Source organism: Mesorhizobium sp. WSM4310 (assembly GCF_007003935.1).
Taxonomy (GTDB): domain Bacteria; phylum Pseudomonadota; class Alphaproteobacteria; order Rhizobiales; family Rhizobiaceae; genus Mesorhizobium.
In genome coordinates, this window is sequence record NZ_VFTA01000029.1 from 14,359 (window position 1) to 27,971 (window position 13,613).

General features: G+C 63.6%; 15 protein-coding genes. 5 read left to right on the top strand and 10 right to left on the bottom strand.

Features of this window, described 5'->3' with window-relative positions; genetic code table 11:
- Window positions 1-9 precede the first annotated feature (9 nt).
- A complete protein-coding gene (locus tag FJV80_RS25845; RefSeq protein ID WP_095773901.1) occupies window positions 10-468 on the top strand; it encodes an Lrp/AsnC family transcriptional regulator in 459 nt (152 codons plus the stop codon).
- 57 nt (window positions 469-525) lie between these two features.
- On the opposite strand, the gene FJV80_RS25850 is transcribed toward FJV80_RS25845, so the two are convergent.
- The 4 genes from FJV80_RS25850 to FJV80_RS25870 all read right to left on the bottom strand — a co-directional run bounded on the left by FJV80_RS25850 (window position 526) and on the right by FJV80_RS25870 (window position 4,709).
- Window positions 526-1,497: an ABC transporter substrate-binding protein gene (locus FJV80_RS25850; protein ID WP_019859152.1), complete on the bottom strand. Its 972-nt coding sequence runs from the start codon at window positions 1,495-1,497 to the stop codon at window positions 526-528.
- 41 nt (window positions 1,498-1,538) lie between these two features.
- A complete protein-coding gene (locus FJV80_RS25855) occupies window positions 1,539-2,693 on the bottom strand; it encodes an ABC transporter permease (RefSeq protein WP_095773900.1) in 1,155 nt (384 codons plus the stop codon).
- Entirely contained in the window at window positions 2,690-3,568 is an 879-nt protein-coding gene (locus FJV80_RS25860) for an ABC transporter permease (RefSeq protein ID WP_095773899.1), read from the bottom strand. Before FJV80_RS25860 ends, FJV80_RS25855 begins: the two co-directional genes overlap by 4 nt.
- A 349-nt stretch (window positions 3,569-3,917) precedes the next feature.
- Window positions 3,918-4,709 (bottom strand): ABC transporter ATP-binding protein, encoded by a 792-nt coding sequence (locus FJV80_RS25870; protein WP_095773897.1) that lies wholly within the window; start codon window positions 4,707-4,709, stop codon window positions 3,918-3,920.
- A 131-nt stretch (window positions 4,710-4,840) separates the two neighbouring features.
- On the opposite strand from FJV80_RS25870, the gene FJV80_RS25875 reads away from it, so the two are divergent.
- Window positions 4,841-5,245, top strand: a complete 405-nt coding sequence (locus FJV80_RS25875; RefSeq protein ID WP_095773896.1) for a cupin domain-containing protein — start codon at window positions 4,841-4,843, stop codon at window positions 5,243-5,245.
- Window positions 5,246-5,262: 17 nt separating this feature from the next.
- On the opposite strand, the gene FJV80_RS25880 is transcribed toward FJV80_RS25875, so the two are convergent.
- The 5 genes from FJV80_RS25880 to FJV80_RS25900 all read right to left on the bottom strand — a co-directional run bounded on the left by FJV80_RS25880 (window position 5,263) and on the right by FJV80_RS25900 (window position 10,203).
- A complete protein-coding gene (locus tag FJV80_RS25880; protein ID WP_245437623.1) occupies window positions 5,263-5,640 on the bottom strand; it encodes a hypothetical protein in 378 nt (125 codons plus the stop codon).
- 31 nt (window positions 5,641-5,671) lie between these two features.
- Window positions 5,672-6,043, bottom strand: coding sequence for a hypothetical protein (locus FJV80_RS25885; RefSeq protein WP_142877787.1), 372 nt, complete (start codon window positions 6,041-6,043; stop codon window positions 5,672-5,674).
- A 2-nt stretch (window positions 6,044-6,045) separates the two neighbouring features.
- Window positions 6,046-7,497, bottom strand: a complete 1,452-nt coding sequence (gene hydA, locus FJV80_RS25890) for a dihydropyrimidinase (protein ID WP_095773893.1) — start codon at window positions 7,495-7,497, stop codon at window positions 6,046-6,048.
- A 59-nt stretch (window positions 7,498-7,556) separates the two neighbouring features.
- The gene (locus tag FJV80_RS25895) at window positions 7,557-8,807 is read right to left on the bottom strand and encodes a Zn-dependent hydrolase (RefSeq protein WP_095787704.1); all 1,251 of its coding nucleotides are present in this window, start codon (window positions 8,805-8,807) and stop codon (window positions 7,557-7,559) included.
- Window positions 8,808-8,874: 67 nt separating this feature from the next.
- Window positions 8,875-10,203 carry an aspartate aminotransferase family protein gene (locus FJV80_RS25900; protein WP_142877788.1) on the bottom strand — a complete coding sequence of 443 codons (1,329 nt, stop codon included), beginning with the start codon at window positions 10,201-10,203 and terminating at the stop codon, window positions 8,875-8,877.
- 227 nt (window positions 10,204-10,430) lie between these two features.
- Here FJV80_RS25900 and FJV80_RS25905 point away from each other — a divergent pair, with 227 nt between their 5' ends.
- Entirely contained in the window at window positions 10,431-11,066 is a 636-nt protein-coding gene (locus tag FJV80_RS25905; protein ID WP_142877789.1) for a TetR family transcriptional regulator C-terminal domain-containing protein, read from the top strand.
- Between the two features lie 11 nt (window positions 11,067-11,077).
- On the opposite strand, the gene FJV80_RS25910 is transcribed toward FJV80_RS25905, so the two are convergent.
- A complete protein-coding gene (locus FJV80_RS25910) occupies window positions 11,078-11,950 on the bottom strand; it encodes a helix-turn-helix transcriptional regulator (protein WP_095787703.1) in 873 nt (290 codons plus the stop codon).
- A 104-nt stretch (window positions 11,951-12,054) separates the two neighbouring features.
- On the opposite strand from FJV80_RS25910, the gene FJV80_RS25915 reads away from it, so the two are divergent.
- Window positions 12,055-12,894 (top strand): SDR family NAD(P)-dependent oxidoreductase, encoded by an 840-nt coding sequence (locus FJV80_RS25915; protein ID WP_142877790.1) that lies wholly within the window; start codon window positions 12,055-12,057, stop codon window positions 12,892-12,894.
- Entirely contained in the window at window positions 12,891-13,613 is a 723-nt protein-coding gene (locus FJV80_RS25920) for an SDR family oxidoreductase (protein WP_142877791.1), read from the top strand. Before FJV80_RS25915 ends, FJV80_RS25920 begins: the two co-directional genes overlap by 4 nt.

Consider the following 13,613-nt stretch of genomic DNA (forward strand, 5'->3'; position numbering starts at 1 on the left):
AGAGCAAAAATGCAGCAGAAGATAGCCGATGATTTCGACCTCAGGATTCTGCGCGAACTGCGGGCCGACGCCCGCATCACCAACAACGACCTCGCCGAGCGCATCGGCCTGTCGCCATCGCCTTGCCTGAGGCGCGTGCGGCGGCTGGAGGAGACGGGTGTGATCAAGGGTTACACCACGCTGGTCGATCCCGCCGTCTTCGGCTGGAGTATGGTCGCCATCGCCACAATTCGGCTCAGCCGGCAGAACGAGGACGAGATCGTCATGTTCGAAGAGGCGATCCGCGGCTGGGAAGAGGTGCTGGAATGCCACCTTGTCACCGGTTCGCGCGACTATGTGCTGAAGGTGGTGACCGGCAGCCTCGAACAGTACGAGCGCTTCATCAAGGAAAAGATCGCGCGGCTGAAATGCGTCGCCTCGATCGAGACCAGCTTCGTCATGAACACCATAAAGGAACGGCGCCTCTGAGGGCGCCGCTCCATTTTACATTTGAGCATGACCTTTGCGGGATCACGCTCTGCCGGGTTACTTGATCGCCTTGTCGGTGATCGCGGTCGTGTAGGCGCCTTTCGGCTCCTTGGTGATGATCTTCTGGTCGAGCAGCGCCTTGGCGGTGCGCTCGTAGGTCGCCGGATCGAGCTTGCCGTCGGCATTGTCGATCAGCTTGGCGACTTCGCTCATCATACGCTTCTGGTGGTTCTCGTCCTGGCCGCCGCCATCCATGACGATGCCTGCGGCCTCGTCATTGTTGTCGACGGCGTATTTCCAGCCCTTCATCGAGGCGCGCACGAAACGCACCATCTTGTCTGCGAAAGCCGGATCCTTGAGCTTGTCTTCCGACGCATAGAGCCCGTCCTCGAGCAGGTCGTTGCCCATCGCCGAATAGTTGAAAACGGTCAGCTGTTCCGGCTTGTAGCCGGCGTCGATCAGCTGCCAGTACTCGTTGTAGGTCATGACCGAGATGCAATCCGCCTGCTTCTGGATCAGCGGCTGCACGTCAAAGCTCTGCTTGAGGACGGTGACGCCGTCCTTGCCGCCATCGGTCTTGAGGCCGAGCTTGTTCATCCAGGCATAGAACGGATATTCATTGCCGAAGAACCAGACGCCCAGCGTATGGCCCTTGAAGTCGGCCTCGGTCTTGATCGGCCCGTCCTTCGGGCAGACCAGCTCCATGCCGGCCTTCTTGAAGGGCTGGGCGATGTTGACCAGCGGCACGCCCTTTTCGCGCGCGGCGAGCGCACCGCCCATCCAGTCGACGATGACATCGGCGCCGCCGCCGGCGATCACCTGCTCGGGCGCGATATCGGGGCCACCCGGCTTGATGTCGACGTCGAGGCCTTCTGCTTCATAGAAACCCTTGGCCTTGGCGACATAGTAGCCGGCAAACTGGGCCTGCGTGACCCATTTCAGCTGCAACGTCACCTTGTCGGCGGCCATTGCCTGGAAGGCGGCGAGCGACATCGCGCCGGCCAGAACTGGAATGACAAGTCTTTTCATGTTTTTACCCTCTGAAGTTAGCACCCTTAAACCCACCGCCCCTATCCACCACGGACAGAGGGATGCCAAAACGTGACGGCTCTTTCGACAAGAGCTACCACGCCATAAAAGACCGAACCCGCAAGTGCTGCAACTGCGATTTCGGCCCAGACCATGTCGATGTTCATCCGCCCGACCTCGGTCGAGATGCGGAAGCCCATGCCGACGACGGGCGTGCCAAAGAACTCGGCGACAATGGCGCCGATCAGCGCCAGCGTCGAGTTGATCTTCAGTGCGTTGAAGATGAAGGGAGCGGCGGCCGGCAGCCTGAGCTTGATCAGTGTCGGCCAATAGCCCGACGCGTAGGTGCGCATCAGGTCGCGCTCCATATGGCCTGATGCGGCGAGCCCGGCGACCGTGTTCACCAGCATCGGGAAGAACGTCATGATGATGACGACCGCCGCCTTGGACTGCCAGTCGAAGCCGAACCACATGACCATGATGGGCGCTACGCCGATGATCGGCAGCGCCGAGACCATGTTGCCGATCGGCAAAAGCCCACGCCGCAGGAACGGCACGCGGTCGGCGAGGATGGCGGTGATGAAGCCGGCGCCGCTGCCGACGACATAGCCGAAGATCACCGCCTTGAAGATGGTCTGGCGCACATCGGCGCCGAGCACCGGAAGCGAACCGGCGATGCGCGCGCCGATGGCGCTTGGCGGCGGCAACAGGATGAAGGGGATGCCGGCGCCGCGCGTCACCGCTTCCCAGATGATCAGGATCCAGGCGCCGAAGATGGCGGGGATGACCAGGCGCAGCGCGTTGCGGGCCGAGTTCGCCATCGGGCGAAGCCCCGACAGCACCGCCACGCAGCGCCAGCCAAGGAGCCAAGCGGCGGTAAGCAGCAGGAAGTACGGCGCCAATGCCGTGCCCTCGAACCCCGCAATGCCCGAGATCAGCAGCCAGGCAACGAGATGGGCGCCGACAAACAACACGACGGCCTCCACAAGCGAAGGAATCCTGAGCATCGAAACCAGCGCCGCCACGATCACCAGGCCGAGCATCAGGCCCTTGGTTCCGAGATAGGGATAGCTGATGCTGGCGGTCGGGTCCGCGAGCGCTGCCGCTTCCGGCTTCGACATCGCGCCGAGCGCGATTGCGATCACGCACAACACGATCGCCAGCACGGCTTGCCACGAAGGTTTCAGCCAGTTCATGCCGGCCTCCCGCCCATGGCGCGATCGACGATGCGCCCGGCAATGCCGACCACCATGACCAGCAGTGCCGCCACGATCGAACCGGCGACCAGCGCCGACCAGATGTCGATGGACTGGCTGTAATAGGCGCCGGCAAGCAGCTTGGCGCCGATGCCGGCGACAGCACCGGTTGGCAGTTCGCCGACGATGGCACCGACCAGGCTTGCCGCCACCGCCACCTTCATCGAGGTGAACAGGAACGGCACCGAGGCCGGCACGCGCAGCTTCCAGAAGGTCTGCGAGGCACTGGCATTGTAGGTGTGCATCAGGTCGAGATGCATGATCTCGGGCGAGCGCAGCCCCTTCACCATGCCGACCGTCACCGGGAAGAACGACAGATAGGTCGAGATCATCGCCTTCGGGATCAGCCCGGTGATGCCGATCGCCGCCAACACAACAATGATCATCGGCGCCACCGCCAGGATCGGAATGGTCTGCGAGGCGATGATCCACGGCATCAGGCTGCGGTCGAGCGTCGCCACATGCACGATGCCGACGGCGATGATGATGCCGAGCGCGGTGCCGAAGGCAAAGCCGAGCAGCGTCGACGACAGCGTCACCCAGGCATTGTAGACGAGGCTGCGGCTCGAGGTGATGGGCCGCAGAAACGTGTTCTCGAAGAAGTTCACCGCCACCTGATGCGGCGCCGGCAGCGTCGGCTTCGGCTGCGCCAGCGTCTTGCCGATGAACTCGACGGCGCCGGGCGTTTCGTTGGCCCGGGTGTCGAGATCGCGCTGGAACGGCGCATTGAGGATGACGGCGAAGACATACCAGAGCACGACGACGCCGGCGAGGATGGAGGTCACGGGGACGAGCTTGTCGCGGAAGCTATCCATCTAGAACTGCCCTTCTCCTCTCCCCGCCGGGGAGAGGGTGGCCGGAGCGAAGCGAAGGCCGGGTGCCTTCGTTTTCGCTGCCGCGACGTTCGTTCTCTTCGTCATCCTAGGGCGGAGCAAGGAGCGAAGCGACGCGGCGCAGACCCTAGGATCCATGCCGTTACCTCGACGCTCCGCAGCGGTGCGGAACATGGCTGCCTGCGTCTCGCCCTGCTTGGCGGGTATTCTCAGCCGTTTGCGCTCTCCGACCGACGTCACGGCATGGATCCTAGGGTCTACGCAGGCTGCTTCGCGCCTGCTCCGCCCTAGGATGACGAAAGCGTAGGGGGCCGCTTGCTTGCCAGGCCGCTCAATCATCATAGCTGTGCCCTGCCCTCAACCCATCGCGCACGCGGGCAGCTATCGCCAAAAACTCCGGCGTCTCGCGGATGTCGAGCGGCCGCTCCTTGGGCAGCGTCGACTCGATGACATCGCTGACGCGGCCCGGGCGCGGCGACATGACGACGATGCGCGTCGACAGATAGACCGCTTCCGGAATGGAGTGGGTGACGAAGCAGATGGTCTTGTTGGTCCGCCCCCACAACTCCAGCAATTGCTCGTTGAGGTGGTCGCGCACGATCTCGTCCAGCGCGCCGAACGGTTCGTCCATCAGCAGCAGATCGGCGTCGAAGGCCAGCGCTCGGGCGATCGAGGCGCGCTGCTGCATGCCGCCGGAAAGCTGCCAGGGGTATTTCTTCTCGAAGCCCGAGAGGTTGACGAGATCGAGCGTGCGCTTGATGCGTTCCGCCTGCTCCGCCTTCGACAGGCCCATGATCTCCAGCGGCAGCGCGACATTGCGCTCGATGGTGCGCCACGGAAACAGGGCGGCTGCCTGGAAGACATAGCCATAGGCGCGTTTCCCGCGCGCCTGCTCCGCCGTCATGCCGTTGACCGAGATCGTGCCTGATGTCGGTTTCTCCAGATCGGCGATGACTCGCAGCAGCGTGGTCTTGCCGCAGCCCGACGGTCCGATGAAGGAGACGAACTCCCCCTTGCCGATCGTCAGGTCGACATTGGACAGTGCCTGGACGGGGCCGTCATTGGTCTGGAAGGTGAGGCCAAGTTTGCTTGCCGCGACAACGGCTGGCGAAATCCCTGTCATCGGCCGCTGCCTGCCTGTTCCCGCCAAAGGGGCGTCGGCCGGAATCCGATTGCTTTTATCGCGATGTTGTTTTCCACTTGCCCTGTCCCATTGGCCCTGTTCCACGCAAATCGACGCCCGGAGTTTCCCCGATGTCGCCCAAACCCACTTGTCATCTTATCCGCCCTGAAAGCACTTATGAAGGCAAGCAGGGACTGACCTATTTCTCCGGCATCGCCACGGAGTCGGTCGGCTCCTCCGGCATCTGCATGCACGTGCTCACCATGCCGCCCGGCGCCCGTGCCAAGGCGCATCTGCACGAGAACCATGAAACGGCGATCTACGTGCTCTCCGGCGAGGTCCATACCTGGTATGGCGACCGGCTCGAACACCACATCGTCGTCAAGGCCGGCGACCTCTTCTACATTCCGGCCGGCGTGCCGCATCTGCCGGCCAATCTGAGCAACGCCCCGTCCTCGGCCGTCATTGCGCGCACCGACCCAAACGAACAGGAGAGTGTCGTCCTGCTGCCGGAACTGGATGCGCTGGTCGCCTGAGCTCGACGGGATCGCCGTCATTTGCACCGCGAGACTTCCCCCATCACATTGCCGTCCGCATCCGTGATCGTCAGCTTCCTGGTGTTCCTGGCGCTGCGCTTGATGGTGAAATTGGTCGGCTCCTGTCCCTCTTCGCCTTCCGCCTCGCATGTCGCCGTCACCACCAGCGATCCGTCAGCCTGCGCTTGCGTCTTCGTGAACGTGCAGGCGCTGGCGGCGGTAATCAATTCCTTGTCGGTCAAAAGCAGCATCTTGTCGGCGGCGACTTCCTGGCCATTGCGGTTGATGCAGCCATATTTGTCGCCATAGGGTTTCGACAGATCAATGCTTGCCGCGGAAGCTTGTCCCGCCGCCAGCACAAGCGTCATCGCAACAGACAAACCGAAACCGCGCATGCTCATCCCCCAGATCCCAGTGCTCATAACATCACGAACATGACCGCAGCGGCCCCAGTTCCTCAAGACCGGGAATGGCCACGAAGAAGCCATCCGCACCCTTGTTGGTCACCACGATTGTTTCGATCGCCGTTCCCGCCTCGCCTTCGGCGGAACAGGTCGAACGCAGCGATTGCGGACCCGGCACCGGGGTCAATTGCTGCTCGAACCGGCAACCGCTGCCATAGGTCTCGATGCCTTCCGCGGTCAACAGGATATAGGCATCACTGTTCTGGTAACCGGCCTTGATGCCGGCACAGCCGACATCATTGCCCCAGGAGCCTGCCAGCACGCCGGCCGCGGTCGCCGGGCCACCGGCAACCGCCGCCAAGACCATCGCGATGAGCGCGGCCGAACGCGCCAAGCCTAAACCCCCGTCGCCGGGATGCCCGTGCGTTCCACCTTGCGCGGCGCGGTGATCTCTTTCCACGTCGACAGGGCCCGGTTGACCGCGGCGTTCGGCTCGCGGCCGACGAACTGGCCGTGGCCGGGCTTTGCCTTCACCTCGGCCTCCTCGATCGACAATTCGCCGCGCGAGAAGACGAAGCGCGGCAGGCCGGTCACCTCGACGCCCTCAAACACATTGTAGTCGATCACCGACTGCTGCTTCTTGGCCGAAATCGTCTTCTTGCGCTTTGGATCCCAGACGATGATGTCGGCGTCAGCCCCTTCGACGATGGCGCCCTTCTTCGGATACATGTTGAGGATCTTGGCGATGTTGGTCGAGGTCACCGCGACGAACTCGTTCATCGTCAGCCGCCCGGTGTTGACGCCCTTGGTCCACAGCACCGGCAAACGGTCCTCGAGGCCGCCTGTGCCGTTGGGGATCTTGGTGAAATCGCCGACGCCGAAGCGCTTCTGCTTGGTGGTGAAGGCGCAATGGTCGGTCGCCACCACCTGCAGCGACCCGGCCTGCAGCCCGGCCCACAGCGAATCCTGGTGAAGTCTGTTGCGGAAGGGCGGGCTCATCACGCGGCGCGCCGCATGGTCCCAGTCCTTGTCGAAATACTCGCTCTCGTCCAGCGTCAGATGCTGGATCAGCGGCTCGCCGAACACGCGCATGCCTTTCTGGCGCGCCCGCCGAATGGCCTCATGCGCCTGCTCGCAGGAGACATGCACGACGTAGAGCGGCACGCCGGCCATGTCGGCGATCATGATGGCGCGATTTGTCGCCTCGCCTTCCACTTCCGGCGGCCGCGAATAGGCATGGCCCTCCGGGCCATTGTTGCCGGCGGCGAGCAGTTTCTGCGAAAGTGCGGCAACCACGTCGCCATTCTCGGCATGCACCAACGGCAGCGCGCCAAGGTCGGCGCAGCGCTGGAACGACGCATACATCTCGTCGTCGTCCACCATCAGCGCGCCCTTGTAGGCCATGAAGTGCTTGAACGAGGTGATGCCCTTGTCGACGACGGTGGCCATCTCGTCGAACACCTGCTTGCCCCACCAGGTGACCGCCATGTGGAAGGAATAGTCGCAGGCAGCTTTCGACGTCTTGTTGTCCCACATCTGCAAGGCTTCGAGCAGTGACTGCTGCGGCGCCGGCAGGCAGAAATCGACCACCATGGTGGTGCCGCCGGCAAGGGCTGCCCGCGTGCCGGATTCGAAATCGTCGGCCGAATAGGTGCCCATGAACGGCATTTCGAGATGGGTGTGCGGGTCGATGCCGCCCGGCATGACATAGCAGCCGGTGGCGTCGTACTCATGGTCGCCATGCAGGTCGGAGCCTATGGCGACGATCTTGCCGTGCTTGACTAGCACATCCGCCTTCCACGTTCGGTCGGCGGTGACGACGGTGCCGTTCTTGATGACTTTGGTCATTTTCTTGTTCCCTTGTTCTCTTCGCGCTTCTTTGCGAGCGGCGTTTGAAATCTCTAGGCTTACTCCACGATGACGGCGGTCTCCACCACCGCGTGGAACAGGACGTCGGCGCCGGCGCCGGCCCATTCCTTGGTGATTTCCTCGGCCTCGTTGTGCGACAACCCGTCGACGCACGGGCACATCACCATGGCGGTCGGCGCGACGCGGTTGATCCAGCAGGCGTCGTGGCCTGCGCCGGAGACGATGTTGCGGTGCGTATAGCCGAGCCGATCGGCGGCATCGCGGATGGCCTTCACGCAGCCGGCATCAAAGGTGACCGGATCGAAATGGCCGACCTGCTCGACCTTGTACCGGATGTCGAGCGCCTCGCAGATCGTGTCGATGCCTTCGCGGACGCGCGCATCCATGGCGTCGAGCACTTCCTTCTCGGGCGAGCGGATGTCGATGGTGAAGACGGTGCGGCCGGCGATGATGTTGCGCGAATTGGGATAGGCTTCCATGTGGCCGACCGCGCCGACGGCATCCGGCTGGTAGTCCATGGCGATCTCGTGCACCAGCTCGATCACGCGCGCCATGCCGAGACCGGCATTGCGGCGCTTCGGCATCGGCGTCGAGCCGGTATGGGCTTCCTTGCCGGTCAGCGTCACCTGCAGCCATTTCAGGCCCTGGCCATGGGTGACGACGCCAATGTCGATGTCTTCGTCCTCGAGGATCGGCCCCTGTTCGATATGCAGTTCGAAGAAGGCGTGGATCTTGCGATCGCCGACCTTCTCCGTGCCCTTCCAGCCGATGCGCTCCAGTTCCTCTCCGAATTTCTTGCCGTTCTTGTCCGTGTGCTCATAGACGTCTGCCTGGTCGAGCACGCCGGCGAATACGCCCGACGCCATCATCGCCGGGGCAAAGCGCGCGCCTTCCTCGTTGGTCCAGTTGGTGACGACGATCGGGTGTTTCGTCTTGATGCCGAGATCGTTGAGCGAGCGCACGATCTCCAGGCCGCCGAGGACGCCCAGCACGCCATCATATTTGCCGCCGGTCGGCTGCGTATCGAGATGGCTGCCGACATAGACCGGCGGCAGGCTGGGGTCGGTGCCTTCGCGGCGGGCAAACATCGTGCCCATCTCGTCGACGCCCATTTCGAGCCCGGCATCATCGCACCAGCGCTTGAACAGATGCCGGCCCTCGCCGTCTTCGTCGGTCACGGTCTGGCGATTGTTGCCGCCGGCAATGCCAGGGCCGATCTTCGCCATTTCCATTATCGAATCCCACAAACGGTCTGAATTGATTCGCAGATTCTCGCCGGGTGCGGCCATTCAAAGTCCTTCCATTTCATTCAAAAATCGGACGGCGGTTCCCAACGCCGTCCGACTATAGACTAGGCTAGTCGATCGACCTCAGCACTTCACGCACATGGTCGATCAGTTCGTTGATCTGGCCCTTGGTGATGATCAGCGGCGGCGACAGCGCGATGATGTCGCCTGTGGTGCGGATCAGCGCGCCGCGCTCGAACGCCTTGACGAAGGCCGAGAAGGCCCGCTTGGTCGGGCTGCCGGCGATCGGCGCCAGTTCGATCGCGCCGATCAGGCCGATGTTGCGGATGTCGATGACATGCGGCTCGTCCTTCAGCGAGTGCAGCGCGTCCTCCCAATAGGGCGCCAGTTCCTCGCCACGGGTGAGCAGGCCCTCTTCCTTGTAGGTGTCGAGGGTGCCCAAGGCCGCGGCGCAGGCGATCGGATTGCCCGAATAGGTGTAGCCGTGGAAGAACTCGATCATATGCTCGGGACCAGTCATGAAGGCGTCGTGGATTTCCTTCTTCACGAACACCGCGCCCATCGGGATGACGCCGTTGGAGACGCCCTTGGCGGTGGTCATGATGTCGGGCGTGACGCCGAAATAGTCGGCCGCGAACGGCGCGCCGAGACGGCCGAAGCCGGTGATGACCTCGTCGAAGATCAAAAGGATGCCGTGCTTGGTGCAGATTTCACGCAGCTTCTGCAGATAGCCCTTGGGCGGCAGGATGACGCCGGTGGAGCCGGCGACCGGCTCGACGATGACCGCCGCGATGGTCGAGGCGTCATGCAGGGTAACGATGCGCTCCAGTTCGTTGGCAAGCTCCGCGCCATATTCCGGCACACCCTTCGAGAAGGCGTTCTTTTCCGGCAGATGCGTATGCGGCATATGGTCGACGCCGCCGAGCAGCGTGCCGAACATCTTGCGGTTGGAGACGATGCCGCCGACCGAGATGCCGCCGAAATTGACGCCGTGATAGCCGCGCTCGCGGCCGATCAGACGGGTACGGGCACCCTCGCCCTTCATGCGATGATAGGCGATCGCCATCTTCAGCGCCGTCTCGACCGATTCCGAACCCGAATTGGTGAAGAAGACATGGTCCATGCCCTTGGGCGCGATGTCGACCAGGCGGTTGGCCAGCTCGAACACGATGGGATGGCCCATCTGGAAGGCCGGCGCGTAGTCGAGTTCGGCGGCCTGGTGCTGGATCGCCTCGGTGATCTTCGGCCGGCAGTGGCCGGCGTTGACGCACCACAGACCGGCGGTGCCGTCGAGCACCTTGCGGCCATCGCTGGTCGTGTAGTGCATGTCCTTGGCGGACACGAACATGCGTGGCGCCTGCTTGAACTGCCGGTTTGCCGTGAACGGCATCCAGAATGCACTGAGATCGTTCGGCGTGACTTTCAGCCGGTTGGACATGACCAAGACTTCCCCTTGTAACCTGTTTCGGTGCGTCCAACGCTTGGTCTTTGCGCCGTTTTCATGCTACGCAAATTTTTGACCGATTGGACAAACGTTAGCACCGCCCTGTCGGCGGTCAAGGGATTACTAGCGGAAATGCGGCTCCTGAAGTGCGTTCCACAGCCTAGGGAAAAACTGGTCCAGAGAATTGGTCCAGATGACCGCCAACATGAGGGTTCGCAACGGTGAACACCGGCACGGAAGCCCCTCGCCGCACCCGCATCCAGCAGGAAAAGCGCGAACTCATCCTCGAGGCCGCGCTCGAAGTGTTCTCCACCCATGGCTTCCGCGGCTCGACCATCGACCAGATCGCCGAAGCCGCCGGCATGTCGAAACCGAACCTGCTCTATTACTTCCGCCGCAAGGAGGACATTCACGAGACCTTGATGCTGCGCCTGCTCGACACCTGGCTTGCGCCGCTGCGCGAACTCGACGACATCGGCGATCCCCTGACCGAGCTCAGGAGCTACATCAGGCGAAAGCTCGAAATGGCGCGCGATTTCCCGCGCGAGAGCCGGTTGTTCGCCAACGAAATCCTGCAAGGCGCGCCGCGCATCATGCCGCTGCTGGCTGGCGATCTGAAGACGCTGGTCGACGAGAAGGCCACCGTCATCAAGGGCTGGATGCGCGCCGGCAAGATCGCCCGCACCGACCCCTGGCACCTGATCTTCTCGATCTGGGCGACGACGCAGCACTACGCCGATTTCGACGTCCAGGTGCGCGCCGTGCTGGGACCGAACCGTGGCGGCGACGGGCGCTTCGAGGACGCGGCAAGATTCCTGGAGCAGTTGTTCCTGGATGGGCTGAAGCCGAAGGGCTGACCCCCGCCGGCTCAGGCGCTACGCCGCTCGGCCGGAAGTGCGTCCAGCAAGGATTGCAGCTTGGCAATCGAGTTCTGCTCGGCGAGCGGCGTGTAGACGACCAGCCTCATGTCAGAACCATCGTCGATCGACAGGCTCATATGCTCGAATGTCATCGCACCCGCAACGGGGTGCCGCAGGTGCTTCAGCCCGGTCAGTCTTCGTGCCACGTCCCTCAGGGGCCACCAGTCACGGAACTCGGGGCTCGAGCGCATCATAAGCGCGATCAGCCGGTCGAAATCGGGATCACCGACATATTTGGCGCTCTCCGCGCGAAACGACGCGAGCACCACGCGGGCGAGTTCTTCCCAGTCGACCAGCAAACGGCGGTGGTGCGGGCTGGTGAACACCATGTGGACGATGTTGCGGGCGTCACCCTCGAGAAGGCCATAGTCGCCGAACACCGCGACGGCCGCGTCGTTCCAGGCCAGCACGTCCCAGCGTCGGCCAACGACGTAGGCGGGTTGCAGGACGAGGCTTTGCAACATGTGCAGCAAGGGACCGTCGGCCTTTTCCGGCGCGGCGACGCGGCGCTCCGGCTGCTGACGCCCGGCAAGGATGAACAGGTGCCGCCTCTCGACGGCGTCCAGGCGCAGCGCCTCGCTTAACGCCGTCAGCACCTCCACGGAAGGGCGCACGTCCCTGCCCTGTTCCAGCCAGGTGTACCAGGTGGTGCCGACGCCGGCGATCATCGCCACCTCTTCGCGGCGCAGGCCCGGCGTGCGGCGCCTGAGGCCGGTCGAGATGCCGGTCGCCGAGGGTGTCAGCCTTTCGCGCCGCGAGCGCAGGAAAGCCCCAAGCTCGCGCCGGCGGCTGTCTTCAGCGGAATGGGAGGGAGCATCCATGCTTCTTATTATAGCAGTATTGATACCAGGATAAAGTTTGAACTGTTTGAGATCGGCCAGACGTCCCATCTTGCGTTCAGAGCAGCAGACAGGAGGCTCTGGACATGGACCTGAAAGACAAGACAATCCTCATCACCGGCTCGACCGACGGCGTCGGCCGCGTCGTCGCGCAACGGCTGGGTGCCGCCGGCGCCGGGGTGCTGGTGCATGGCCGCGACGCGGCGCGCGGCAAGGCAGCGGTCGCCGAGATCGAAGCCGCCGGCGGCAAGGCCGAATTCCTCGCCGCCGACCTTGCTTCACTGGCCGAAATTCGCCGCCTCGCCGAGGCGGTACGTGCCCGGACGAACCGGCTCGATATTCTCATCAACAATGCCGGCATCGGCACGGCGGGCGCCAAACGGCAGATCAGTACCGATGGCTACGAACTGCGCTTCGCCGTCAACTATCTCGCCGGTTTCCTGCTGACCTCGGAGCTTCTGCCTCTGCTGAAGGCCAGCGCCCCGGCGCGCATCGTCAACGTCGCCTCGGCCGGCCAGCAAGCGATCGATTTCGGCGACGTGATGCTCACCCACGGCTATAGCGGCGTGCGCGCCTATTGCCAGAGCAAGCTGGCGCAAATCCTGTTCACCGTCGATCTGGCGGAAGAGCTGAAAGGCACCGGCGTCACCGTCAACGCGCTGCACCCAGCAAGCTACATGAACACCACCATGGTCCGGCAGGCCGGCGTGACGCCATGGAGTTCGGTCGGGACCGGCGCCGAAGCCATCGTCAACCTCGCCGCCGCTCCCGCGCTCGAAGGCCGCAGCGGCCTCTATTTCGACGGACTGCGCGAAGCCCGCGCCGATGCCCAGGCCTATGACGCCAGGGCACGGCAACAATTGCGAAAGCTGAGCCTCGACCTTGTCGGCCCGGCCTCCTCGAAATCCAGGGAACAGCACTCATGACCAACAGAACCGAACACACAGTCATCATCGGCGGCTCATCCGGCATCGGCCTGGCGACCGCGCGAAAACTGCTCGGCCCAGGCATGAAGGTGACGATCACCGGGCGCAACCAGGACAAGCTCATCGGCGCCTGGAAGAGCCTCGGCGGCGCCGCCGACAAGGCCGCGTTCGATGCGTCGAAGCCGGACGAGGTCCGCCAGTTCTTCGAGCGCCTCGGCCCGTTCGACCACCTCGTCCTGGCGGCCAGCGGCGGCAAGGGCCTTGGCCCGTTCGAGACGCTTGACCTTGCCGATCTCGGCAGCGGCGTCGAAGAGAAGGTGCGGCCGCAACTGTCCTGCCTGCAGGCCGCCTTGCCGACGCTGAGCAAATCGGGCTCGGTCACCTTCATATCCGCGGTGTCGGCTCAGGCCACAATGCCTGGCATCGCCGGCATCGGCGCCATCAACGGCATGCTCTTGACCGTGGCGCCGATCCTCGCGGTCGAACTGAAGCCCTTGCGCGTCAACGTCGTGGCGCCCGGCGTCATCGACACGCCGTGGTGGAACTTTTTGCCCGACGACCAGCGGCAGGCGGTCTTTGCCGAATATGCCGGCAAGACGCCTGTGGGCCGCATCGGCCGCGCCGAGGACGTCGCCTCGGCGATTGCCTTCCTCGTGTCCAACGGCTTCATGACCGGCCAGGTGCTGACCTGCGATGGCGGGTTGCGGTTCGCGGCCTGA

Coding starts and splice junctions, on each gene's coding strand:
- FJV80_RS25845 (WP_095773901.1), top strand. CDS start 10: ATGCAGCAGAAGATAGCCGATGATTTCGACCTCAGGATTCTGCGCGAA.
- FJV80_RS25850 (WP_019859152.1), bottom strand. CDS start 1,497: ATGAAAAGACTTGTCATTCCAGTTCTGGCCGGCGCGATGTCGCTCGCC.
- FJV80_RS25855 (WP_095773900.1), bottom strand. CDS start 2,693: ATGAACTGGCTGAAACCTTCGTGGCAAGCCGTGCTGGCGATCGTGTTG.
- FJV80_RS25860 (WP_095773899.1), bottom strand. CDS start 3,568: ATGGATAGCTTCCGCGACAAGCTCGTCCCCGTGACCTCCATCCTCGCC.
- FJV80_RS25870 (WP_095773897.1), bottom strand. CDS start 4,709: ATGACAGGGATTTCGCCAGCCGTTGTCGCGGCAAGCAAACTTGGCCTC.
- FJV80_RS25875 (WP_095773896.1), top strand. CDS start 4,841: ATGTCGCCCAAACCCACTTGTCATCTTATCCGCCCTGAAAGCACTTAT.
- FJV80_RS25880 (WP_245437623.1), bottom strand. CDS start 5,640: ATGCGCGGTTTCGGTTTGTCTGTTGCGATGACGCTTGTGCTGGCGGCG.
- hydA (WP_095773893.1), bottom strand. CDS start 7,497: ATGACCAAAGTCATCAAGAACGGCACCGTCGTCACCGCCGACCGAACG.
- FJV80_RS25895 (WP_095787704.1), bottom strand. CDS start 8,807: ATGGCCGCACCCGGCGAGAATCTGCGAATCAATTCAGACCGTTTGTGG.
- FJV80_RS25900 (WP_142877788.1), bottom strand. CDS start 10,203: ATGTCCAACCGGCTGAAAGTCACGCCGAACGATCTCAGTGCATTCTGG.
- FJV80_RS25910 (WP_095787703.1), bottom strand. CDS start 11,950: ATGGATGCTCCCTCCCATTCCGCTGAAGACAGCCGCCGGCGCGAGCTT.
- FJV80_RS25915 (WP_142877790.1), top strand. CDS start 12,055: ATGGACCTGAAAGACAAGACAATCCTCATCACCGGCTCGACCGACGGC.
- FJV80_RS25920 (WP_142877791.1), top strand. CDS start 12,891: ATGACCAACAGAACCGAACACACAGTCATCATCGGCGGCTCATCCGGC.